The organism is Jutongia sp. (genome assembly GCF_057878315.1).
Genome location: NZ_DBLXSO010000003.1, coordinates 21,667 through 43,521, shown reverse-complemented (window position 1 = coordinate 43,521; position 21,855 = coordinate 21,667). Strand labels below are relative to the sequence as shown.

Genomic DNA, 21,855 nt, shown 5'->3' with positions numbered 1-21,855 from the left:
TTAAAACATTTGTTTGGCTTTTTTACATTGCGGAGCGGATCCGGCCGAAGTAACTGAGGGCATATAAACCGCTAAGTCCCACCGCTGCGTAGATGATCCTTGAAAACATACTCATATTTCCGAAGATCACGCGGACAAGATCGAACTGGAAAAATCCGATAAGCCCCCAGTTTACAGCACCGATGATGATGAGTACAAGGATAATATAATCTAATGTTTTCATAAAACACCATGCCTTTCTGTATCCGATTAATGATACATCCATAGCATTCCCATGTCGTAGAAATTCTATGCACTTATCTTGTCAAAATTAGAAAAAAAAGCTATAATAAAAAGGTTAAAACAGCCAGATTCGGAAGGAGGGATTTTGTGGCAGGAAAGCGCCGTTCCGGCAATGTCGTTAAAATGAAACGCAAAAATGCAAAGTTTACAGGAGCTTTTTTGGTTCTTTTTGCCATATATGTCCTTTTTCAGGGTGTCATGTCTATGACCAGGGAAAATGTGTCGATCTACGAGGTTACCGAGAAAAAGATCGCAGACGATAATCTGGTGCGCGGGATCATCCTGCGAAACGAGAAGCTGGTCACAAGCGATCAGGAGGGATATATCAATTATTATGTTGCCGACGGAACGAAGGTGGGTGCCAGAACGAAGATCTATTCCATTGACCAGACCGGTCAGATTTATGAAAAGCTGTCCGGAACACAGACCGGAGAGGTCAAGCTGACCTCGCAGAACACCAGCGATATCCGCAGTGAGATTGCTGCGTACCGTGCAGCATACAGTACCTCGCATTTTGAAGAAATCTACAGCTTCAAATATAATCTTGATAACACGATCTCGGAGCTGACCAATGCAAGGCTTTTAGACAATGTAACACAGATCTTAAAGGAGCAGGGTTCACAGGGGTCTTTTCAGTTTGGAAGTGCCGGCGAGAGTGGGATCATTTCTTATACATCGGACGGGCTGGAGGCTCTTGACATGAATCAGATCACGTCGAAGACCTTTGAGAGTACGTCAGATGAGACCAAGCAGCTACGTCAGACAGAATCAGTCAAAGCGGGGACGCCGATCTATCGTCTTGTGACGAATGAGAGCTGGTCGGTTGTGTTTCCGTTATCGAAGGAGCAGTTCAAAAATATCCAGCAGGATAAGACCGTCACGGTGACGTTGAAGAAGATCCAGGCAAAGGTGACACCGCAGGTAACCACGTTTACCATGGATGGCGGGTATTATGCCCGGATAGATCTGAAGCGTTATATGATCCAGTATATCAACAACCGTTATATTGATCTGGAGATCAAAATGAACGATGAGGCGGGATTGAAGATTCCACGGTCTTCCATTTTGAAGAAGAAGTTTTATAAGATCCCGGAAGAGTATGTGGTGAATACACAGAAGGGAGAGGGTGTCCTTGCGGTAACCTACAAAAAGGACGGGACACCGGAGTATACCGCCCGGTATCCACAGATTTTAATGCTTACCGAGAAGGTAAAGAACAGTGACGGCGAGATGGTTGATGAGACAACCTGTTATATTTCGGCAGATGCATTTGATGCCGGTTCCGAGATTGCGGATGATACCGCAGGAACCAACAAGCTTGCGCTGACGGAGCTTGCAGAGCTAGACGGCGTGTATTGTTGTAACAAGGGATATTGCGAATTTCGCCCGATCCAGATCGCTTATCAGAATAATGAATACAGCATCATCAAGAAGGATACTTCCGGCGGATTGTCGGCGTATGATCACATTATTCTGGATCCTAAGGTGATCCGAGAGGACGACATCATATATTGATACTACATTGGGAAAGGACGAATTACCATGATCAAAGATAATTTACAAAATGTCGAAGAAAATATCCGGCAGGCATGTTTACGTTCCGGAAGGGATGTTTCCGAGGTGACACTGATCAGTGTCAGTAAGACCAAGCCGGTAGAAATGATACAGGAGGCATATGAATACGGAAAGCGCGAGTTCGGTGAGAACAAGGCGCAGGAGCTTAAGGAGAAGTATGAGGTGCTGCCAAAGGATATTAAATGGCATTTTATCGGTCATCTTCAGACCAATAAGATCAAATATATCATCGGAAGAACCTGCCTGATCCATTCGGTTGATTCCCTGCATCTGGCAGAGGCAATCGAGAAGGAATGCGTAAAGCGCAATACCCATGTAGATATTCTGGTGGAGGTCAATGTGGCACAGGAGGCATCCAAATTCGGTCTCAAGCTGGAGGATACACTCGAGCTTGTCCGTCAGATTTCAAAACTGGAGCATCTGCATATTCGCGGATTGATGACGATAGCGCCTTTTGTCGAAGATCCGGAAGAAAATCGCAGTATTTTTCGTCAATTAAAGCAATTGTCGGTTGACATTGGAGCTAAAAACATTGATAATGTTGATATGAGTGTTCTTTCTATGGGAATGACAGGTGACTATCAGGTTGCCGTAGAGGAAGGTGCGACACATGTTCGTGTCGGCACAGGAATTTTCGGAGAGAGAAATTACGATATAAAATAGATGTGAGAGACATCGGGAGGTAAAGTTATGGCGAATCCATTAGGAAATCTGTTACAGTTATTGAGACTCGGAGACGATGAGGACTATGATGACGATTACTATGAGGATGATTTCGAGGACGATATCGATGAGGAGGAAGAGAGAAGTCTTCTGGCGGAAGAGCAGAGACGTCAGAAACGCTCTGAGCGAAAGAGCAGCCGTCGTTCCGGTTATGATGAGGAGGAAGGGGAGTCCCGTCAGCCGGCGCCGGAGCCAAGAAGAACTTCTGTACGTACAGCATCCAATAAGGTAGTTCCGATTCGGACAACTGCCAGGGGGTTAGAGGTATGCATCTGCAAGCCGAAGAATTTTGGGGATTCTACGGATGCGTGTGAGATGCTTCTTCAGGGGCGTGCTGTTGTGGTCAATCTTGAAGGAATTGACATTATGGAAGCACAGAGGATTATGGATTTCATCTCAGGATGCATTTTTGCAATTTCCGGTAAAATGCACCAGATCTCAAGATATATCTTTATATTCTCTCCGGAAAATGTTGACATTTCCGGAGATTATCTGGAGCTTTCCAGAGATGATGAGTTTGGGATTCCGACACTGAACAAGGAGTTCTAAGATGCGGCTGGTTTTTTATACCTTTCAATGTTTTTTCATTGTGCTGGATGTCATCGTTTTGTTGTATCTGCTTCGCAACATTCTTGTAATGATGCCGTTTGGCAGCAGCATTGTCCGGCTGATCGCCGTTCTGATGACACCCATGTGGTATCCGATGCAGTGGCTGGTGAAGCATTCAATTCTGTGCACTGCAAAGTTTGATCTATGTCCGTATCTTTTGATCACAATACTGACTTATTTACAGGAACTTTGTTCCTGTTTCGTATAGGTAAGTGCTCGTAATGTAGCGGAAAACAAGGGTAAAATGATGATTTTGCCATTTATATGAACATTTTATAATTTTCAGAGGAGGTAAATTGTATGCTTACACCGATTGACATTCAAAATCATGTACTGAAATCCACCATGGGAGGATACAACAAAAAGGAGACAGACGATTTTATTGAATCAATTCAGGTCAGCTATGAACAGCTTTATAAGGAGAATAGCGATCTCAAAAAGAAAATCACGACGCTGAGTGAGGGTATCCAGTATTATAAGCAGATGGAGGGGACATTGCAGAAAACACTGGTGCTTGCTGAGCAGACAGCATCCGAGACGCTGGAGACATCCAAGACTGCGGCAGCGCAGGTTGAGAAGGAGTCCAGAGCAAAGGCTGAGGTAATGCTGCGTGAGGCAAAATCGCGTGCAGACGGGTTAGTAGCAGATGCACAGGAAAAGGCAAATAAGCTTACAAGAGAGTCTGAGGAGCGTGCGGCTTCTCTGAAGAAGGAGTCTGAGAAAACTGCTGCCGCATTAAAGCTGGAGTCTGAGACAAAGGCAGAGACGCTGACAAAGGAATCTGAGGAGAGGGCTGCGGCTGTCACAAAGGAGGCTGAGGAGAAGGCTCAGAAGGTGACAAGCGAGGCACAAGAGAAAGCAGATACACTTGAGAAGGAGTCACAGAAGAAGGCGGACGAGCTTGTTGCAGAAGCTGAGAAGAAAGCAGACAATATCATGTATAATGCGAAGGAACGTGCAGACCGCATTATGGCAGATACAAAGCAGTCAGCGGATGAAGTGATCAAGGATACACGCGAGAAGACAGAGGAGAAATTAGCAGAGTCCGGCAAGCAGATTGCAGAGCTTACCGGTATCGTCAGAAAGCTGATGGGCTGTTATGATGAATATAAACAGCAGTTTAACGATCTTCTGAATAAGCAGTTAGAGCAGTTGCAGGATGAGGATCTGAGCACAGCAGATTTAGAGGAGCTGTTAGAGTCCCAGCAGGTTAAAATGGCTGAGGAGCAGGCTGCTGCAAAGCAGAGTGTTGATGATATGGAGGAACACACCAGGGAGCTTGACCTTCCGGTTGAGGACACGGCTCCTGAGAGGGAAGAGGAAGACAAGGCTGAGGAGACTGACATTCTTGCAGAGGGGCTTATAAAAGAGGCAGAAGACAAAGCTTCTGAGGAGGAAACTTCAGGAGAAACTTCTTCTTTGAATATTGAGACTCCATCCGTTGATGAGGTTGCTTCCGGTATTCATGTTACAGCAGAGGAAGCAGTTGCTTCTTATACGGTACCGGAGGAGACAGAGGCAGAGAAGTCTGCAGATGATATCCAGTCCAAGTTAGAAGAGATTGATTCCATTGCCGAAGAGGCTTTAAAGGAGATGAAGCAGGAGTCATCTGAGAATCCATTTACAGCAGTAAACAACATGCTCGGAACCTCTTATGATGATTTTGTACCGGGACAGACGACAGAGACTGCCGGGGAAGCTTCTTCATCAGAGCAGGAGACAAAGGAAGCAGAAGAAACACTTGCACCGGTTGTTGCTGAGGCTGAGACGGAGAAGACGGAAGAATCTGTTGCAGACAGCACAGAGACAAAGGAGATTCCTCCGACAACAACGGATGAGCTTCCAACTGTTCAGGAGACATACGATGCAGATACCTACGTAACCAATGAGACATACTTTGGTTCTGCGGATAATATGACATATTCAATTCCGGATCCTGTTCCGGCAGCAACCACAGAGGAGTCTGTAGAGATTCAGGCTGAGCCGGTCGAGGAGGAAGAGGCAGAGAGTGCACCGGTACATGAGATCCCAATGCCTGACTTTAGTAAATTAGATGCTGTCAGCGAGGAACAGCCGGTTGTACCACATGCTGTTCCAATGCCTGATTTCAGCAAGCTGGATGCCAAGAAGGAAGAGCCTGATGTGAGTGCTGATCTTGATACGATTGCAGCAGAGGCGATGGCTTCCCTGAATACTGACAGCAGCAAGGAGACAACGGATGAGCTTCCAACTGTTCAGGAGACATATGACACAGACACCTATGTAACTAATGAGACATACTTTGGTTCTGCAGATAATATGACATATTCAATTCCGGATCCGGCACCAAAGACAGAAGAGTCTGCGGAGGATGATTTCTCTGCAGGGATCAGCGGTGTAGATCCAACAGCAAACGGAACAATTCCACAGGCACCGGGTGAGCTTTTTACCGCACCAAGTGAGTTTGATAATGTTCCGGCTGCAGACGATGAATTTGCAGTAACCAAGCCGGAGGATCCTGCTTCTGAGGTTATGCCGGAGGAGACAAAGAGTGTGAGTCCATTTACAATGATTGATGCAGAGGAATAATACAGATTGGATGAAATATTTCGGCTGCTAATAATTACTGCCAGACCAGATGCAGTTTCCGCTTTGGTTTGGCAGTTTTTTTGGAAAGGAATTTATAAACATGAAGAAGTATATTAAAGGTATTTTGCTGTTTCTTATACTGTTTGGAATCGACCAGTGGACCAAAAATGCGGCAACTATATATTTAAAGGGACAGGAGACTAAGAAGGTGTTGGGAGATTTCTTTGTGCTTCGTTACCTGAAAAATTACGGTGCTGCATTTGGCATTTTACAAAATAAACAGATATTTCTGATCCTGTTGACTGCTGTGATCTTGGTAATGATCCTGTATGTGTATATTAAGACGCCTGACACACCGCATTACCGTCTGATCCGGATATTCAGCATTATGCTTGCTGCAGGTGCAATGGGAAATATGTATGACCGCTTTGCGCATCGCTACGTCATTGATTTTCTGTATGCAAAGGTGATCGATTTTCCAATCTTTAATGTGGCGGACTGCTATGTTGTTGTATCTGCGGTGGTTCTTGCCATGCTGATCGGATTTTATTATCAGGAAGAGGATATGGCGGTCTACAAATTTGGCGGGAAAAAAGAAAAAGAAAGCAGTAGTCTGTAACATTACCGGAAATAATGAGAAAAAGTCAGTCTATATATTTGCAGTAAATGATGAGGAAGAAAATGACAGAAGAACGATATGAATTTACAGTTGCTCCGGAAGAGGAGGGAAGACGTCTGGATGCATATCTGGCACAGAAGCTGCCGGATTACTCCAGATCATTCCTACAGAAGAATATTAAAAGCAAAGCAGTTTTGATCAATGGGAAGGCAGCGAAAGCAAGCTATAAGGTGATGGGACAGGATCAGATCGTGTTTGAGGCACCGGAACCGGTAGAGCCGGAGATTGTACCCGAGAATATTCCGCTTGATATTTTATACGAGGATGACGATGTGATCGTGATCAATAAACCCAAACAGGTGGTGGTGCATCCGGCACCGGGACATTATACCGGAACGATCGTCAATGCATTAATGTATCACTGTAAGGATTCCCTTTCAGGGATCAATGGCGTTATGCGTCCGGGAATCGTGCATCGTATCGATCAGGACACAACCGGTGTGATCGTTGCCTGCAAAAACGATTATGCACATCAGTGCATTGCAGAGCAGCTTAAGGAACATTCGATCACGCGAAGGTATCATGCAATCGTACTCGGATCCCTTGCAGAGGATGGTACCGTAGAGGGGAAGATCGGTCGTCATCCGGTTGACCGCAAGAAGATGGCGATCAATGAAAAAAACGGCAAAGAAGCCGTCACACATTATCATATTCTGGATGAACTCAATGGCAAATACACTTATGTGGAATGCCAGCTTGAGACGGGACGCACGCATCAGATCCGTGTGCATATGGCAAGCATTGGTCATCCGATTCTGGGAGATCAGGTATATGGTCCGCAAAAGTGTCCGTTCCGGTTGACAGGTCAGACCCTGCATGCAAAGGTTCTTGGCTTTATTCATCCAAGAACGAAGGAGTATATGGAATTTGAGGCACCGCTGCCGGAGTATTTTGAAAAGCTTGTAACACAGCTTTCTGCAAAAAAGAACATATGATATTTTTCGGATGATGAAGCTGCGAGCAAATCAAACCTCTCTGTACTTACTTGATCTACACATGTAGAACAGGTCTGAAAATTGATATAAGCGACATATATAATTGATTAAAATAGTTTTGTTGACACAGTAAAATAATAATTTATCATGTGCATATTCAAATCTGGAATGATGCATATTAACATAATTCTACATCTGTAGCATGTTTGCAATACAACAGTAAGACAAAATACAAATTCAAAAATCGATATCGCTTGGTGTAAATAAAATGTAATATACTTAATTTTTGTGCAAAGTGAATTAAAATGCATGTAATTTTTTAGACATATTCCCGTTGACGAAAGACTTCTAAGTGAGTAGAATAAAAGCAGACTGGGTATGATTGGAATGACATAGCTGTAGAATGCAATTGCAAAATGAGAACACAATTGTAGAAAACGTGTACCCTTTTTCTGTTAATGACATTATTATGGGGGTTACTTTGAAACTGGAGGATAATTCATGAAAGAGATACGTTTACATGAAGGTGAATTAAATGTTATGGAGCTTTTATGGTCTAATAAGGCACTGGCTGCCAGAGATATTTCCAAGATCATCAAGGAATATATCGGCTGGGAAAAAAACACAACCTATACGGTGATCAAACGTCTGATTGATAAAGGCGCAATCACCAGAGAAGATCCGGGCTTTATCTGTCGTGCCAATATTACAAAGAGAAAGATTCAGGAAATTGAAACAAAGGCATTGCTGAATCAGATGTATAACGGATCGTTGGAGAATTTCATTCAGTCATATCTTGCAAATCAGAAGTTTAGCGAGTCAGAACGCAACGAACTTCAAAAGCTTTTATCCGGGCAGGGCAGATAGTAGTATCTGTCTTTTTTAAATCACTCTCTTGGATAAACTCCAGTTTTTCAAATAGAGCTTGCCGGTTTAAGCCCAATATGATACAATATGGCTACGGCGTTATTATTTTAATAAGACTTATAAGGAGTTGTTATTTATGGGAACATCCAACGTACAGACATATCATCAGAGTACATCGAATCAAAATACTGTGAAGCTGCGCGAGCTGTTAAAGACAATGCCGTCTTTCTGCAGGGATTATTTTCGCGGAATTGAACCGACTACCACAGCAAAGACACGGATTGGTTACGGGTATGATATTCGTACCTTTTTCCGTTTCCTGCTGTCTGAGAATCCGTCTTTTAAGAACGCACAGATGACGGATATCTGTCTTAGTGATCTGGATCAGCTCCAGCCGGTGGATATTGAAGAATATCTGGAATATCTCAAATATTATACCTATGATGGTCAGGTGTTTACGAATGATGAACGAGGCATTAAGCGCAAGTTTGCTTCGTTAAGAAGCTTTTTTCTGTATTATCAGAAGCGGGATCTGTTGCGCCATAATCCAACGGTTGTGGTCGATATGCCTAAGCTTCATGACCGGGAAATTATCCGGCTGGATGCCGACGAAGTCAGTGATCTTTTAGAGCTTGTTGAGCATGGCGGAGATCATTTGTCCGGCATGAAAAAGGTCTATTATGAGAAAAATAAGCAGAGAAATATTGCGATTTTTACATTGTTTCTTGGAACGGGGATTCGTGTTTCGGAGTGTGTCGGACTTGATATTGAGGATGTTGATTTTAAGAATAACCGTATCCGGATCATTCGGAAAGGCGGCAAGGAGGAATATGTTTATTTTGGCGAGGAGGTTGCCAATGCATTGAAAAGCTATATTACCGAGGAACGTGTTCACGTTAAGCCCAGGGAAGGTCATGAACATGCCCTCTTCTATTCGATCCAGAAGCGACGCATCAGTGTGCAGGCGATCGAAAATCTGGTGAATGAATATACTTCTCAGATCACTTCTTTTAAGCATATTACACCGCATAAGCTGCGCAGTACCTATGGTACGGCACTTTATCAGCAGACCGGTGATATTTATCTTGTGGCAGAGGTTCTGGGGCACAATGACGTTAATACTACCAGAAAGCATTATGCGGCAATGGATGATGAACAGAAACGAAGTGCGGCTGACGCAGTGACGCTGCATAAAAAACGGTGATATTTTTTATCTGCTAAAAATATCACCGTACTTCCTACCGTCCGGTAGGATATGCTTTAAATATGTCTGCAATCCCTTCGTAAATATTCTGTGCTGTTTTCTTCTGATATGCCGGAGACGTGATCTTGTTGTAATCACGGTTACCGGATATAAAGCCAAGCTCGATCAAAATGGATGGTACTGTATTGTGACGCAGTACATAAAATTCAGCCTTTTTGACGCCACGGCTTGGAATAGTCAGATTATTCTCCAGACGATCATGCATTTTCCTTGCTAACTTCTGGCTGGACAGACCGGTATCCGTGACTCGGTTGTTACTTTTTGCATAATAGACCTCCATGCCGTTGGCAGAACGATTGGAGGCACTGTTCATATGGAGACTGACAAACAGATCCGCATCCACCTCTGCTGCAAAGCGGGCGCGTTCCGACAGAGATATAAATTTGTCATTGTAACGGGACCAGTATGCTTTTACGCTGGAGGAGGGACTGTCAAAATATTTTCTGGCAAGTGTATAAATGATTTTGAAATTAATCGCTTTTTCTTTGGAACCACGGTTTGTTGCACCGAAGTCTTTACCGCCGTGTCCTGCATCAAGAACGACAATATTTTTATAAATCTTACGGGGACGATCTATTGTGACGAAAAGATAATCGCCCTGTCTGGTATACTTATAGCCCTGCAGCTTGGAGGTACTTACCGTAATCTTCGTATTGCTGCCACTCTGAGTTACTTTAACGCCGGTGATCACCGGATTCTTCCGTATGATCGGATACTGATCATACAGGTTTTTGTGCTTGCCTGGAATCTGGAGAACAAACTTGTGGTTGTAATAATAATCGGTATCTATGATCTGTTCCATTGTGACTCCCTCCGGCAAACGGATACGCAGAGAATACGATGACTTGGAGAAGGTAATGGAAAATCCAACATCCTCTGTCTCGACGGAGATCATGCACTCGGGCTGATATGTTACCGTCACGGTTGTATTGTTGGAATCGGAGGTGACGGATATCGTTTTGACATAAGTAGAATTCGTGAGTGCATGTATCTGCTCTCCTACTGCATTGTATGTGTTTGGAAAGACGAGAGTCAGGATTCCCTTTTCTTCATCGGCGTTCCAGGTCAGCTTGTCCGTATCCGGTGAAGAATCAGTATACAGCGACAATACCTGTTGACTGTCATCGGTATCTTCCAGATAAACAGTATTCAGTGCGGCATCATAATGCTTGCGGTCATATTCGTCCGGAACGATATCAATATCCAGTAATACGCCGTTCTGATCGGCATTGTCATATTCTACACCCTCCAGATCATCGGAGTCTGTCTCAATCTCCGCAGTCTCTGCAGAGACGGTATATGGATGGAGGGTCACCCCTCCGAGAAGCGCTGCTCCAAGCAGCAAATTTAAGATGATAATAAACTTATGCTTCAATGTTTCTTCCTCATTTCGTGAATTTGTACTTAATATTTATTATCAGGAAGTACCTGATGAATGTTGCGGATCGCATTGCTATGGTAACGTTGTCGTTGACCAATGTATCAACCCTTGCATCCTATTATAGTACAGAATAATTGTTACAAATTCAAGGCAGAATCAGGAAAAATCGACGCCGGATCTATAGGGGGTGATCCGGCGTCTTGATAATACGCAGATAAGAGGATATAGGGAATCCGCTTATCCTATTGCAGAGGGCGAGTTCGTTGTATATGGCACAACTCTTCTACGCATTGTGCGCGCAGATGCAGATGTCTGTTGTTCGTTCGATAATTGAACCGGCTACAGGCTGCCTTCCTCCAGAGCAGGAAGCTCGGCATCGGATGCCCATACCGGCACCAGCAAAGGATAACCTGCATAAATGGTGTCTGATGAGATAGAATTACATTTCTTAATCTCTGCAATATAATCCTTCATGGATCCGCATTCTTCTGTGTAATACTGCTTGGCGATCGACCAGATACTGTCGTCCTCTTCGACCATGACAGATACAACACGCTTCTCGCGGATATTCGCTGCCTGTGTCCTTGCAGGGGAAGCTGATATCCGGCTGATGCCGCTCATCACGAGCAGTCCCATCAGAAAAGCAATGATCATGCATGGTACGATAAATTTGTAATTCTTCATCATAAAGACCTCCATTCGAAATATCTTCTGTACTGCCGGAAAGGACTCCGGATCAGAAAATAAAAGACAAACATCTGTTCTGTGATATAAATATACCACGCGAACAAATGTTTGTCAATAGATTTTCGAACAAAAGTTCGTATTATTTGTTGCCCTGATAAAAGACTAGTAACGACGATATAAACCGGATACTGTTCCAAGGATCTCAACCTCATCAACAATGATCGGATCCATTGTGTCATTCTCAGGCTGTAAACGAAAATGACCTTTCTCCTTATAAAATGTCTTGACAGTGGCGGAGTCGTCCACCAGAGCTACGACAAGGTCTCCGTTGTGTGCCGTATTCTGCTTATGTACGATAATATGATCGCCATCGTAAATGCCGACATTGATCATGCTCTCTCCCTTGACCTTCAGCATAAATGCTTCACCGGACGGCATATCATCTGCCAGCAGAGGAAAATATCCCTCGATGTTCTGCTCTGCAAAGATAGGCTCTCCAGCGGCAACGCTTCCGATCAGAGGCACATTGACAATCTCACGGCGAACAAGATTAAAGTCATCGTCAACAATCTCAATTGCACGCGGCTTCGTCGGGTCGCGGCGGATATATCCGTTCTTCTCAAGTGTCTCAAGATGAGAATGTACGGAGGAGGTTGACTTTAAATGAACCGCTTCGCAGATCTCACGGACTGCCGGTGGATAACCACGGTTTAAGATTTCTGATTTAATATATTCCAGAATTTCGGACTGCTTTGGTGATATTCTTCCTTTTTCCACGGTAGTGTTCTCCTTTTCGTTGGTTAAATGGTATAAAAGATGCAAACACAAGTTCTTTTATTTAGAATATCATATGTCAGAGTCTTTGTCAAACAGATGTTCTTAAGGTGTCAATGTTGACAGGCTTTCCGTCTGACCAGATGTGTTCAAGATCATAAAACAGGCGGTCATCACGGTTGAAAAGGTGTACCACAAGATCGCCGTAATCCATCAGGATCCAGCTGCTGTCGCGGTTTCCCTCGATCCGCTTGACGTCAAAGCCTGCCTCATGCATTTTCTCCTGTACGTTGTTGATCATCGCCTGGAGCTGTGGTTTGCTTGCGCCTCCGGCAATAATAAAATAGTCGGCAAGAATGGAAATCTCACCGATTCCGATGATCCTGATCTCTTCGCCTTTCTTTTCGTCCAATGCTTCGTATGCGGTCAGTGCCATTTTTTTAGACTGATTCATATATTCTTCCTTTCTGGGTGATGTACTGCTCTCAGGCATTTGCTGCCTCGTGCAGTTTCCGATAATATTCGTAGGCTTCCAGTGTATGATGTTCAATCTCGTTTTCCTTATCCGGATCAGACTCACCAAGGTAATCTACGGTATCCCGGAGGATCAGATAGACTGCCTCGTCCAGATCAATAAATGCCATCTGGCGGATCGCAGGAAGATGCTCGAGCAGCTTGCGGTTCGGTTCAATATAATCGGCGGTAAACACGATCTTTTCCAACAGCGTCATACCGGGGCGCCCTGTTGTGTGATACCGGATCGCTCCGGCAACCGCCGGATCGGTTATGCCGTACTTTTTGGCGGCATAACAGGCACCAAGCTTCGCATGAAGCAGATATGGCTGCTTTTTCTCGGTTTTGTTGCATACGATATTGTTCTTCTCGCACTGACGCAGCATTTCCTTGTCATCAAGGCATTTGGCGCAGTCGTGCAAAAGGCCTGCGAGTGCTGCCTGATCCAGATCGACACCATAACGCATTGCCAGCGAAATGGAGGTATACTGTACACCGATCGTATGGCGGTAACGCTTTGCGGTGATGTTTTTTTGAAGCTTCTTCTGGATCTGCTCCAGTTGTTCGTAGTTGATCATGTTGTCACACTTCCTTTGTATAAATGGTTTGTACGGATGTACTCTTCCACTGCAGGAGGAACCAGTGCACCGACCGGCTGTCCGTTCTGTACCCGATCACGGATAAGGCTGGAGCTTACCGGCATCTCCTCCATGGAAAGAAGACGGATATCCGCTTCATAACGGTGTGCAAGCTCATCTGCCCGCGCCTGCATCTGCCTGTCGGTCTCTCCATTGCGGGAAAATGCCAGAATTGTCGTAAGCTTCATGATCTGCTCCGGGTGATACCAGGTTTCCAGTTGAAAAAAAGAATCTCCGCCCATCAGAAAATAAAACCGGTCTGCCGGATATTCCCGCTGTAGCCGCTTCAGTGTCTCAGCGGTGTAAGTCGTCCCCTCATGGCGAAGTTCAAAGTCGGAGAAAATATATTGTGGTGCTCCCTGGATCGCAAGACGGATCATGTCACTTCGAAGCTCCTCTGATACAATATCCCGTGAGGACTTGTGCGGCGGATTCTTGGAGGGCATAAACCAGATCTCATCCAGAGCCATTTGCTCAAGAGCAGCAGCTGCCATGGCAAGATGGGCATTATGGATCGGATTAAAGGTGCCGCCCATTAAGCCGATCTGCTTCATTTGGAAGCTTCCCTTCTCTTCTTTTCTTTCTCCGGATTTAATTTGTATAGTACGATCTTCTTGCCGATCACCTGTACAACCTGTGAACCGGTACGCTCTGCAAGAATACGTGCAAGCTCCTTCGGATCGTCTGCACAGTTTTTGAGTACAGAGATCTTGATCAGTTCTCTGGCGTGAAGTGCATCACGGATTGCTTGTGTCATCTGTGGTGTCAGGCTCGCCTTGCCAATCTGAAAGATGCTGTCCATTGTCATTGCCTGAGACTTTAACTCTGCCCGTTCTTTACTTGTCATATTAAATACCATGCCTTTCTCTGGGGTACGCGTCTTTGAAACGTCTTTAAAGAATAAGCATACCCATAATGTTCTCACATTATTATAAACGAAGATGCCACGGTTGCCAAACATTTTTTGGAATAATCCGACATTTTGTACAATATATTATGATAATTGAATGAGATGCGAGGTTTCTTATGAAATATAGAAAAGCCTTTGCTCTGTTTCTGGCATTTATCATGTCTGCAGGCGGTATGACGGGAAATGGTGCTTCCGGTGCATCTGCAAAGCAGGCAGAAAAACAAACGCAGGATGTTCTTGAGATCACGGCACCGTCTGCTGTATTGATCGAAAACGCAGGCGGACGTATTCTGTATGAAAAGGAAAAGGATCAGGAACGCATTCCGGCGAGTATTACAAAGATCATGACGCTTTTATTGATCTTTGATGCATTAAAACAGGGGCAGATCAGTATGGAGGATATGGTTACGGTCAGTGAGTATGCCGCTTCCATGGGAGGATCACAGGTGTTTTTAGAACCCGGAGAAACACAGAGCGTTGACATGATGATCAAATGTATCAGTGTGTCCAGTGCAAATGATGCGGCGGTTGCCATGGCGGAGTTTATTGCCGGCTCCGAGCAGGCATTTGTGGACCGGATGAATCAGAAGGCAAAAGCGCTTGGCATGGAGCATACACATTTTAAGAACTGCAACGGGCTGGATGATTCGATCGAAAGCGGTCACTACAGCAGTGCCTACGATGTGGCGCTTATGTCCCGTGCGCTGATCACGTCCTACCCACAGATCAGCCGGTACTCAACCATCTGGATGGATGAGATCACGCATTCCACGAAAAAGGGAGATACGCAGTTCGGTCTGACCAACACGAATAAGCTGATCCGGACTTACCGGGGGATCACCGGATTAAAGACAGGTTCGACCTCGAAGGCAAAGTATTGTCTGTCTGCCACGGCATCCAGAGCGGGCGTAAGTCTTACGGCAGTAGTCATGGCGGCACCGGAGCCGAAGGTGCGTTTTGCAGAGGCGGCATCTCTTCTCGATTATGGTTTTGCAAACTGTACCGGTTATCTCGATCAGACTTCTACCCTGAAGCTTCCGGATATTCCGGTGGAAAACGGTGTGCAGGAGGTGGCGGAGGCATATGTAGACAAGGACTTTTCTTATACCCTGTGTAAAGGGGAATACGGTGATCAGATCAAGCGCAGTATCGAATATAAAAATAACCTGACAGCGCCTGTAAAAAGGGGAGATGTGATCGGCAGAATCGTCTATTCGCTTGATGATCAGACGTTGGAGGAAATCCCAATCTACGCGGCAAAGGACATAAAAAAGGCAACCTATTCAGATGGATACGGAAAACTTCTAAAAAGATTTCTGGTTTCGTAAATGACAGGATATAATATCCCCAAAATCCAGATGTTTCGCATCTGTCGCGCATTGCGCTTTAAGATTTTACTAAAAATGCCATTGCGGAAAATGCGCTCCGGTTCAATACCGGAATGCATTGCTCTGCAATGGCTGTTATATTTTGAAAAATATGTGGTTTGTCAGTTTGCCGGTGACGCTGATGGTGTCGAACTGCTGACATAACCACTGACATCGCTGGAAGGGGTATACGTAAACTCTCCGCCTTTACCATCGTACTTAAAGACGAACTGATTGATCGCATCTGCCTGATATTCCTTCTGGATGGACAGGCAGGAGCCCACGCCGGGAACATTTCCGCCGGAGAAATACGGGTTGACAGGGATCTGAAGCTGATGGATCGTTGTAGTACCCATCATGACGACATCTTTGATATAGTTAAAGATCTGCTTGTTGGAAAGATCTGTCTTGACGTTCTGCTTCAGAACATCCTTGGCAATCTTAAGCCACTGTGACTTCGGCATCTTCTTCACCTTGCTGAAGATACTGGTAATGGCATTACGCTGACGCCAGGTACGACCGTAATCGTCAATCTGACCGTTTGGTGTGACCGGCTGGATTCCCTTGGCATATTTACGGATACGGCAGTAACCGAGAGCCTGTGCACCGTTTAAGGTGTGCTTGCCGGCTTTGACAGTACGGTACTTAGCCGGACGGATATAGTTTGTTGCATTCAGATAAGCTGCTTCGGACTCGGTCAGTTCGATCTCTACACCACCAACGTCATTGACAACTGTCTTAAAAGCATCGAAGCTGACTTCGACATAGCCGTCAAGCTGGATATTAAAATTCTGCGCGATTGTTTTATACAAAAGCTCGATGCCGCCATAGGAATTAGCTGCATTAAGCTTGTTATTGCCATGTCCCGGAATCTCAACCAGCATATCACGCATCAGTGTCGTAAGCTTTAAGGTGCCATGCTTCATATCAAGCGTAGCGATCAGCATGGTATCGGTCAGTCCTCCGGCAGAATAACCGGATTCCTTTCGGTAGTCATTGCCGACCAGCAGGATATTGACAATGTTATTATCGGAATTTACATGGATGCCGGAAAGATCAACCTTGGAAAAGGATGTATCATAATCTCTCTGAACAACATCTAAAGTGTCTATTACGGCAACCTGTCCTTTGGCAGCAACAAATCCAAGTGCTCCGCTTACGATCAGTGCAACCACATAAAGTACTCTTTTAACCCACATTATGGTAACCTCTCATTTATCTTATAGTTTTACAATAAATACCTATACATTTTACATGAAAGCTGTGGATTATGCAATAGAAAAAAGCCAGTCGTTTTAAGATAAGCGGCTGGCTGATTTATTCGGTATTCCTCTGAGTAAAGATCTCTGCGTGAACCTGCGATTACAGAAAGTGGATCCTATAAAGTTCTAAGAGGATTTACTGCGGTGCGGCAGTGCTTCCGCCGTATGTGTACTCCTGCCCCGGTGTACCCTTATACTTGAAAATGAAGTCCTTTAAGGCAGCGGTATTGGTGGTCATATCCGGTAAGATCACAGAACCGAGGTTTGTTGTAGAACCCGGAGCCTGATAATTCGCCTGTGTCGTAAAATAACCGTCCATTGGGATCTGCAGCTGGTAGATCTCCATCGTACCCATCATGACAACATCTTTCATATAACCGATGATATCCTGGCTGTTTAAGTCTGTGGTGACATACTTGCTGAGGATGGTCTGAGCCATATCCATCAGCTTTGGCAAAGAGGTTCCCTTGGCCTTGTTAAAGATTGCATTGATCACGTTACGTTGACGCCAGGTACGACCGTAATCGTCCATTTTGCCGTTTGGCGTAACCGGAGTGATTCCCTTGGCCTGCTTACGGATACGGCTGTAACCAAGTGCCTGTGCACCATTTAAGATGTGTGTACCGGCTTTGACATTGCGGTACTTTGCAGGACGGATATAGTTCGTTGCATTCAGATACGCAGCCTCTGACTCGGTCAGTTCAATCTCTACACCACCGACAGCGTTGACAATCGCCTTTACGGCATCAAATCCAACCTCGACATAACCGTCAAGTTTGATGTTATAGTTCTGGGCGATGGTCTTATAAAGAAGTGTCGGACCATCCTCTCCGTATCCGAAGCAGGAGTTAAGACGGTTCTGACCGTGCCCCGGTATATCAACGACCTGATCACGAAGCAGAGAGGTCAGCTTTAAGTTCTTATGCTTCTTATCAAGGGTGGCGATCATCATAACGTCCGGAAGACCTGCAGCGGAATAGCCGGATTCTTTTCGATAATCGTTTCCGATGATCAGAATATTGACGATGTTATTATCGCTTTTATAGTTGCCCTTCGGAAGCTTTACCTGCTTAAAAGCATTGTCCTTATTCTGATTCACGGAACTGAATACGATCTGAGTACGTGCGATCCAGAAGCCTGCAAATACACTGACACACAGTGCCAGCACAAAGAGGATTTTGGAAATAATTTTTCTATTTTTTTTCTTTTTTGTTTTCTTCATTTTAATAAATCCTTCCTGAATATGTAACTTGTCAACGCAACATATATATGCATCATACACTATCTGTCATTGTTGTACAAGTCTGTTTGAATATGTTTCAGAAAGTATTCAGAAATAGACAGGGATTGTCATTTTTTTCTTGACGAACATATGTGCTTCCTATATAATCGAAGAAGTGATATCTATTAGAAATGAGGTGAATCTTATGGCACGCGGTGCTGGTAAAAATAAATGGGCGCTGTTTCTTCTGCTGCTTGCGGGCATTGTGATCGGAAGCTTTATCGCACAGGCGACAGCGGGCGTTTCTGCCCTCTCCTGGCTCAATTATGGTCAGAAGTTTGGACTGACACAGCCGTTTAAGCTGGATCTTGGCATTCTGGTACTGACCTTTGGTCTTTCTGTGAAGATCACGCTGGGAAGTATTGTGGGAATCGTGATCGCGATCATTATCTATCATTTTATTTAAACGTACATAAAACAAAACGGGCTTTCGATATTATACGAAAGTCCGTTTTGTTTTTTAGAAATCAGAAGCCGGAGCATGTAAAATGCAGTCCGGCTTCTTAAAAAATATCAAATTATATCATATACAAACAGTGAATTAGACCGGATAAGCCTTGCTGTCAGTATCCGCAGCAGCCGCATCGACCTTATTCTGCTGTGCTTCACGGTACTTGAAGAACTCTGTAGCAACCTGTGGGAACAGTGCATAAGAAAGCACATCCTCATCCTGCTGCTTGTACTGAGCCATCTCCTTCTCGATATCTGCAAGCTGCGGCTTGATCAGATCGGCCGGACGGCAGGTGATCGGCTTTGTATCACCGATACACTTCTTCTGAACTTCTTTATTGAATGGCTTAACAGTCTGACCAAACTCTCCGGAGAGAAGCTTCTTGGACTCTTTGGTAACCATCTTATAACGCTCGCCGGATACGACATTGAGCACTGCCTGTGTACCAACGATCTGTGAAGAAGGTGTAACAAGTGGTGGCTCACCGAAGTCCTTACGAACCTTTGGCACTTCCTCGAGAACCTGCTCGTACTTATCCTCCTGACCCATTTCCTTTAACTGGGAAACGAGGTTACTGAGCATACCGCCCGGTACCTGATAACGAAGTGTCTGGATGTTAACACCAAGTACCTTTGTATTCATAAGACCTGTCTTTAATGCCTCTTCACGCATTGGACGGAAGTAATCGGCGATCTCTGACAGCTTGTCAAGATCAAGACCTGTATCATAAGGTGTTCCCTTGAATGCCTCAACCATAACCTCTGTTGCAGGCTGGCTGGTACCCATTGCGAATGGAGAGATTGCGGTATCAATGATATCGCAGCCTGCCTCTACTGCCTTCATGTAAGTCATGGAAGCAACACCGGATGTGTAATGTGTATGCAGGTCGATCGGAATATCAACAGACTCCTTAAGAGCCTCAACAAGCTCGGTAGCCTTAACAGGAACTAACAGACCGGCCATATCCTTGATACACAGGGACTTTGCACCCATGTCCTCAATTCTTTTAGCCATGTCTTTCCAGTAATCCAGAGTATAAGCATCTCCGAGTGTGTAGGAAAGAGCGATCTGAGCATGTCCGTTCTCCTTATTGGCTGCCTTTACAGCAGTCTCAAGGTTACGAAGATCGTTCAGACAGTCAAAGATACGGATGATATCAATTCCGTTTGCGATAGATTTCTGTACGAAATACTCTACTACGTCATCTGCATAATGGTTGTAACCAAGAATGTTCTGACCACGGAAAAGCATCTGCAGCTTTGTATTCTTGAAGCCTGCTCTGAGCTTACGAAGTCTCTCCCATGGATCCTCCTTCAGGAAACGAAGGGAGGCATCAAATGTAGCTCCACCCCAGCACTCTACTGCATGGTATCCGATCTGATCCATCTTATCAACGATCGGAAGCATCTGCTCTGTTGTCATTCTGGTGGCGATCAGAGACTGATGAGCATCACGCAGAATGGTTTCGGTTATTTTTAACGGTTTCTTTTCGATAGATTTCTCTTTATTAGCCATGATTCTCCTCCAATTCTAAATTCCAAAGATTGCCATAAATACACCGGCTGCGACTGCAGTACCGATAACTCCGGCAACGTTTGGTCCCATTGCGTGCATCAGCAGGAAGTTTGTAGGATCTGCTTCCGCTCCGACCTTCTGGGAAACACGGGCTGCCATAGGAACGGCAGATACACCGGCAGAACCAATCAATGGGTTTACTTTTCCTCTTGTTACAAAGCACATCAGCTTACCGAACAATACACCGGAAGCGGTACCGATCGCAAATGCAATCAGACCAAGACCAACGATCTTTAATGTGCTGAGTCTTAAGAATGCCTCTGCAGATGTGGAAGCACCGACAGAAGTACCAAGCAGGATAACAACGATGTACATAAGTGCATTGGATGCAGTCTCTGTAAGCTGTTTCACAACGCCGGACTCCTTGAACAGGTTACCAAGCATCAGCATACCTACCAGAGGAGCTGTTGTCGGCAGGAGCAGACATACAACGATCGTAACGATGATCGGGAACAGGATCTTCTCCAGCTTAGATACAGGACGAAGCTGCTCCATCTTGATCTTACGCTCCTTCTCTGTTGTGAAAAGCTTCATGATCGGAGGCTGGATGATCGGCACAAGTGACATATAAGAATATGCCGCAACGGCGATCGGTCCCATATATTCCGTCTGTTTTAACTTACCGCAGAGGAAAATGGATGTAGGACCATCGGCACCACCGATGATAGAAATTGCTGCTGCAGCTTTATCGTTGAATCCCCAGAGGATTGCGATCAGGTAAGCAGAAAAGATACCGAACTGTGCGGCAGCACCAAGTAAAAAGCTCATTGGGTTTGCAATCAGTGGACCAAAGTCTGTCATGGCACCGACTCCAAGGAAGATCAGTGATGGCAGGATACTCCACTCATCGAGAATGTAGAAATAATGTAATAATCCACCAACGCCATTGGAGGTGTCTTCAGGATTTGCCATGATGTCCGGGTAAATATTTACCAGGATCATACCAAATGCAATCGGAACCAGCAACAATGGCTCATATTCTTTTTTGATCGCTAAATAGAGAAATACACAGCCTACCAGAATCATCAGGTAGTTACCGGGTGTCAGCGTTGTAAACGCTGTCTGACCGGCAAGATTCTCAAGCGTTGAGATAATATAATCCAAAGTTATTCCCTCCTAAATTAGTTCAAAGTTGCAAGTACAGCACCAGCCTCAACAGAATCTCCGGCAGCAACATCAATGCTTGCTACAGTACCGTCCTCCGGAGCAACAACCTCGTTCTCCATCTTCATAGCCTCAAGAATAAGAAGAACATCACCCTTCTTAACCGCCTGTCCAACAGATGCCTTTACGGAAAGGATCTTTCCGGGCATCGGTGCATTTACCTTTACAGAACCAGCGCCAGCTGATTTAGCGGCTGCCGGCTTAGCTGCCTTAGGAGCAGCCTTTGGTGCACTTGCTGCTGCCGGTGCTGCAGAGCCTGTTCCCTCTTCCACAGTTACGTCATAAACAGTTCCATTTACTGTAATTGTATAATTTTTCATGATAATCCTCCATTAAATAAATTCATTCA

At 44.9% G+C, this 21,855-nt stretch carries 24 protein-coding genes; 11 read left to right on the top strand and 13 right to left on the bottom strand.

Features of this window, described 5'->3' with window-relative positions; all coding sequences use genetic code 11:
- Window positions 1–22: 22 nt before the first annotated feature.
- Window positions 23–223 (bottom strand): DUF378 domain-containing protein, encoded by a 201-nt coding sequence (locus tag ACZLMD_RS01160; RefSeq protein ID WP_118559484.1) that lies wholly within the window; start codon window positions 221–223, stop codon window positions 23–25.
- 146 nt (window positions 224–369) lie between these two features.
- Here ACZLMD_RS01160 and ACZLMD_RS01155 point away from each other — a divergent pair, with 146 nt between their 5' ends.
- The 9 genes from ACZLMD_RS01155 to ACZLMD_RS01115 all read left to right on the top strand — a co-directional run bounded on the left by ACZLMD_RS01155 (window position 370) and on the right by ACZLMD_RS01115 (window position 9,442).
- A complete protein-coding gene (locus ACZLMD_RS01155) occupies window positions 370–1,797 on the top strand; it encodes a biotin/lipoyl attachment domain-containing protein (RefSeq protein ID WP_489494968.1) in 1,428 nt (475 codons plus the stop codon).
- A 27-nt stretch (window positions 1,798–1,824) separates the two neighbouring features.
- Window positions 1,825–2,520 carry a YggS family pyridoxal phosphate-dependent enzyme gene (locus ACZLMD_RS01150; RefSeq protein ID WP_022306838.1) on the top strand — a complete coding sequence of 232 codons (696 nt, stop codon included), beginning with the start codon at window positions 1,825–1,827 and terminating at the stop codon, window positions 2,518–2,520.
- Between the two features lie 27 nt (window positions 2,521–2,547).
- Window positions 2,548–3,129, top strand: a complete 582-nt coding sequence (locus ACZLMD_RS01145) for a cell division protein SepF (protein ID WP_022306837.1) — start codon at window positions 2,548–2,550, stop codon at window positions 3,127–3,129.
- 1 nt (window position 3,130) lies between these two features.
- Window positions 3,131–3,397 carry a hypothetical protein gene (locus ACZLMD_RS01140; RefSeq protein WP_489494967.1) on the top strand — a complete coding sequence of 89 codons (267 nt, stop codon included), beginning with the start codon at window positions 3,131–3,133 and terminating at the stop codon, window positions 3,395–3,397.
- A gap of 92 nt (window positions 3,398–3,489) precedes the next feature.
- Window positions 3,490–5,757: a DivIVA domain-containing protein gene (locus tag ACZLMD_RS01135; RefSeq protein ID WP_489494966.1), complete on the top strand. Its 2,268-nt coding sequence runs from the start codon at window positions 3,490–3,492 to the stop codon at window positions 5,755–5,757.
- 100 nt (window positions 5,758–5,857) lie between these two features.
- Entirely contained in the window at window positions 5,858–6,376 is a 519-nt protein-coding gene (gene lspA / locus ACZLMD_RS01130) for a signal peptidase II (RefSeq protein WP_022306833.1), read from the top strand.
- A 62-nt stretch (window positions 6,377–6,438) separates the two neighbouring features.
- On the top strand, window positions 6,439–7,371 hold the full coding sequence (locus ACZLMD_RS01125; RefSeq protein ID WP_489494965.1) for an RluA family pseudouridine synthase: 933 nt from the start codon (window positions 6,439–6,441) through the stop codon (window positions 7,369–7,371).
- 501 nt (window positions 7,372–7,872) lie between these two features.
- Window positions 7,873–8,238: a BlaI/MecI/CopY family transcriptional regulator gene (locus tag ACZLMD_RS01120; RefSeq protein ID WP_022306831.1), complete on the top strand. Its 366-nt coding sequence runs from the start codon at window positions 7,873–7,875 to the stop codon at window positions 8,236–8,238.
- A 136-nt stretch (window positions 8,239–8,374) separates the two neighbouring features.
- Window positions 8,375–9,442 (top strand): tyrosine-type recombinase/integrase, encoded by a 1,068-nt coding sequence (locus ACZLMD_RS01115; protein WP_455057541.1) that lies wholly within the window; start codon window positions 8,375–8,377, stop codon window positions 9,440–9,442.
- 34 nt (window positions 9,443–9,476) lie between these two features.
- Here ACZLMD_RS01115 and ACZLMD_RS01110 read toward each other — a convergent pair whose 3' ends face one another.
- The 7 genes from ACZLMD_RS01110 to ACZLMD_RS01080 all read right to left on the bottom strand — a co-directional run bounded on the left by ACZLMD_RS01110 (window position 9,477) and on the right by ACZLMD_RS01080 (window position 14,342).
- Window positions 9,477–10,877 carry an N-acetylmuramoyl-L-alanine amidase family protein gene (locus tag ACZLMD_RS01110; protein WP_486818105.1) on the bottom strand — a complete coding sequence of 467 codons (1,401 nt, stop codon included), beginning with the start codon at window positions 10,875–10,877 and terminating at the stop codon, window positions 9,477–9,479.
- 345 nt (window positions 10,878–11,222) lie between these two features.
- Entirely contained in the window at window positions 11,223–11,570 is a 348-nt protein-coding gene (locus ACZLMD_RS01105) for a LysM peptidoglycan-binding domain-containing protein (RefSeq protein WP_158577139.1), read from the bottom strand.
- Window positions 11,571–11,732: 162 nt separating this feature from the next.
- Window positions 11,733–12,347, bottom strand: a complete 615-nt coding sequence (gene lexA / locus ACZLMD_RS01100; RefSeq protein ID WP_022307007.1) for a transcriptional repressor LexA — start codon at window positions 12,345–12,347, stop codon at window positions 11,733–11,735.
- A gap of 88 nt (window positions 12,348–12,435) precedes the next feature.
- A complete protein-coding gene (gene rsfS, locus ACZLMD_RS01095; RefSeq protein WP_118559491.1) occupies window positions 12,436–12,798 on the bottom strand; it encodes a ribosome silencing factor in 363 nt (120 codons plus the stop codon).
- A 31-nt stretch (window positions 12,799–12,829) separates the two neighbouring features.
- Complete coding sequence (gene yqeK, locus ACZLMD_RS01090) at window positions 12,830–13,435, bottom strand: bis(5'-nucleosyl)-tetraphosphatase (symmetrical) YqeK (protein ID WP_118559492.1); 606 nt, start codon at window positions 13,433–13,435, stop codon at window positions 12,830–12,832.
- Window positions 13,432–14,049 (bottom strand): nicotinate-nucleotide adenylyltransferase, encoded by a 618-nt coding sequence (nadD, locus tag ACZLMD_RS01085; protein ID WP_118559493.1) that lies wholly within the window; start codon window positions 14,047–14,049, stop codon window positions 13,432–13,434. The genes yqeK and nadD overlap by 4 nt, the downstream gene beginning before the upstream one ends.
- Complete coding sequence (locus tag ACZLMD_RS01080) at window positions 14,046–14,342, bottom strand: YhbY family RNA-binding protein (protein ID WP_118559494.1); 297 nt, start codon at window positions 14,340–14,342, stop codon at window positions 14,046–14,048. Before ACZLMD_RS01080 ends, nadD begins: the two co-directional genes overlap by 4 nt.
- A gap of 179 nt (window positions 14,343–14,521) precedes the next feature.
- Here ACZLMD_RS01080 and ACZLMD_RS01075 point away from each other — a divergent pair, with 179 nt between their 5' ends.
- Complete coding sequence (locus tag ACZLMD_RS01075; protein WP_489494964.1) at window positions 14,522–15,733, top strand: D-alanyl-D-alanine carboxypeptidase family protein; 1,212 nt, start codon at window positions 14,522–14,524, stop codon at window positions 15,731–15,733.
- A 161-nt stretch (window positions 15,734–15,894) separates the two neighbouring features.
- On the opposite strand, the gene ACZLMD_RS01070 is transcribed toward ACZLMD_RS01075, so the two are convergent.
- Both ACZLMD_RS01070 and ACZLMD_RS01065 read right to left on the bottom strand, forming a co-directional pair.
- On the bottom strand, window positions 15,895–16,971 hold the full coding sequence (locus tag ACZLMD_RS01070; RefSeq protein WP_022307013.1) for an LCP family protein: 1,077 nt from the start codon (window positions 16,969–16,971) through the stop codon (window positions 15,895–15,897).
- A gap of 199 nt (window positions 16,972–17,170) precedes the next feature.
- Complete coding sequence (locus ACZLMD_RS01065) at window positions 17,171–18,256, bottom strand: LCP family protein (RefSeq protein ID WP_022307014.1); 1,086 nt, start codon at window positions 18,254–18,256, stop codon at window positions 17,171–17,173.
- A 205-nt stretch (window positions 18,257–18,461) separates the two neighbouring features.
- On the opposite strand from ACZLMD_RS01065, the gene ACZLMD_RS01060 reads away from it, so the two are divergent.
- Window positions 18,462–18,722: a DUF4321 domain-containing protein gene (locus ACZLMD_RS01060; protein WP_022307015.1), complete on the top strand. Its 261-nt coding sequence runs from the start codon at window positions 18,462–18,464 to the stop codon at window positions 18,720–18,722.
- 135 nt (window positions 18,723–18,857) lie between these two features.
- Here ACZLMD_RS01060 and ACZLMD_RS01055 read toward each other — a convergent pair whose 3' ends face one another.
- From ACZLMD_RS01055 to ACZLMD_RS01045, 3 genes are read right to left on the bottom strand one after another with little or no spacing between them, the layout of a single operon-like run.
- The gene (locus tag ACZLMD_RS01055; RefSeq protein WP_484107031.1) at window positions 18,858–20,282 is read right to left on the bottom strand and encodes an oxaloacetate decarboxylase subunit alpha; all 1,425 of its coding nucleotides are present in this window, start codon (window positions 20,280–20,282) and stop codon (window positions 18,858–18,860) included.
- Window positions 20,283–20,297: 15 nt separating this feature from the next.
- The gene (locus ACZLMD_RS01050; RefSeq protein ID WP_022307017.1) at window positions 20,298–21,446 is read right to left on the bottom strand and encodes a sodium ion-translocating decarboxylase subunit beta; all 1,149 of its coding nucleotides are present in this window, start codon (window positions 21,444–21,446) and stop codon (window positions 20,298–20,300) included.
- Window positions 21,447–21,463: 17 nt separating this feature from the next.
- Complete coding sequence (locus tag ACZLMD_RS01045; protein WP_118559497.1) at window positions 21,464–21,826, bottom strand: biotin/lipoyl-containing protein; 363 nt, start codon at window positions 21,824–21,826, stop codon at window positions 21,464–21,466.
- Between the last annotated feature and the right edge of the window lie 29 nt (window positions 21,827–21,855).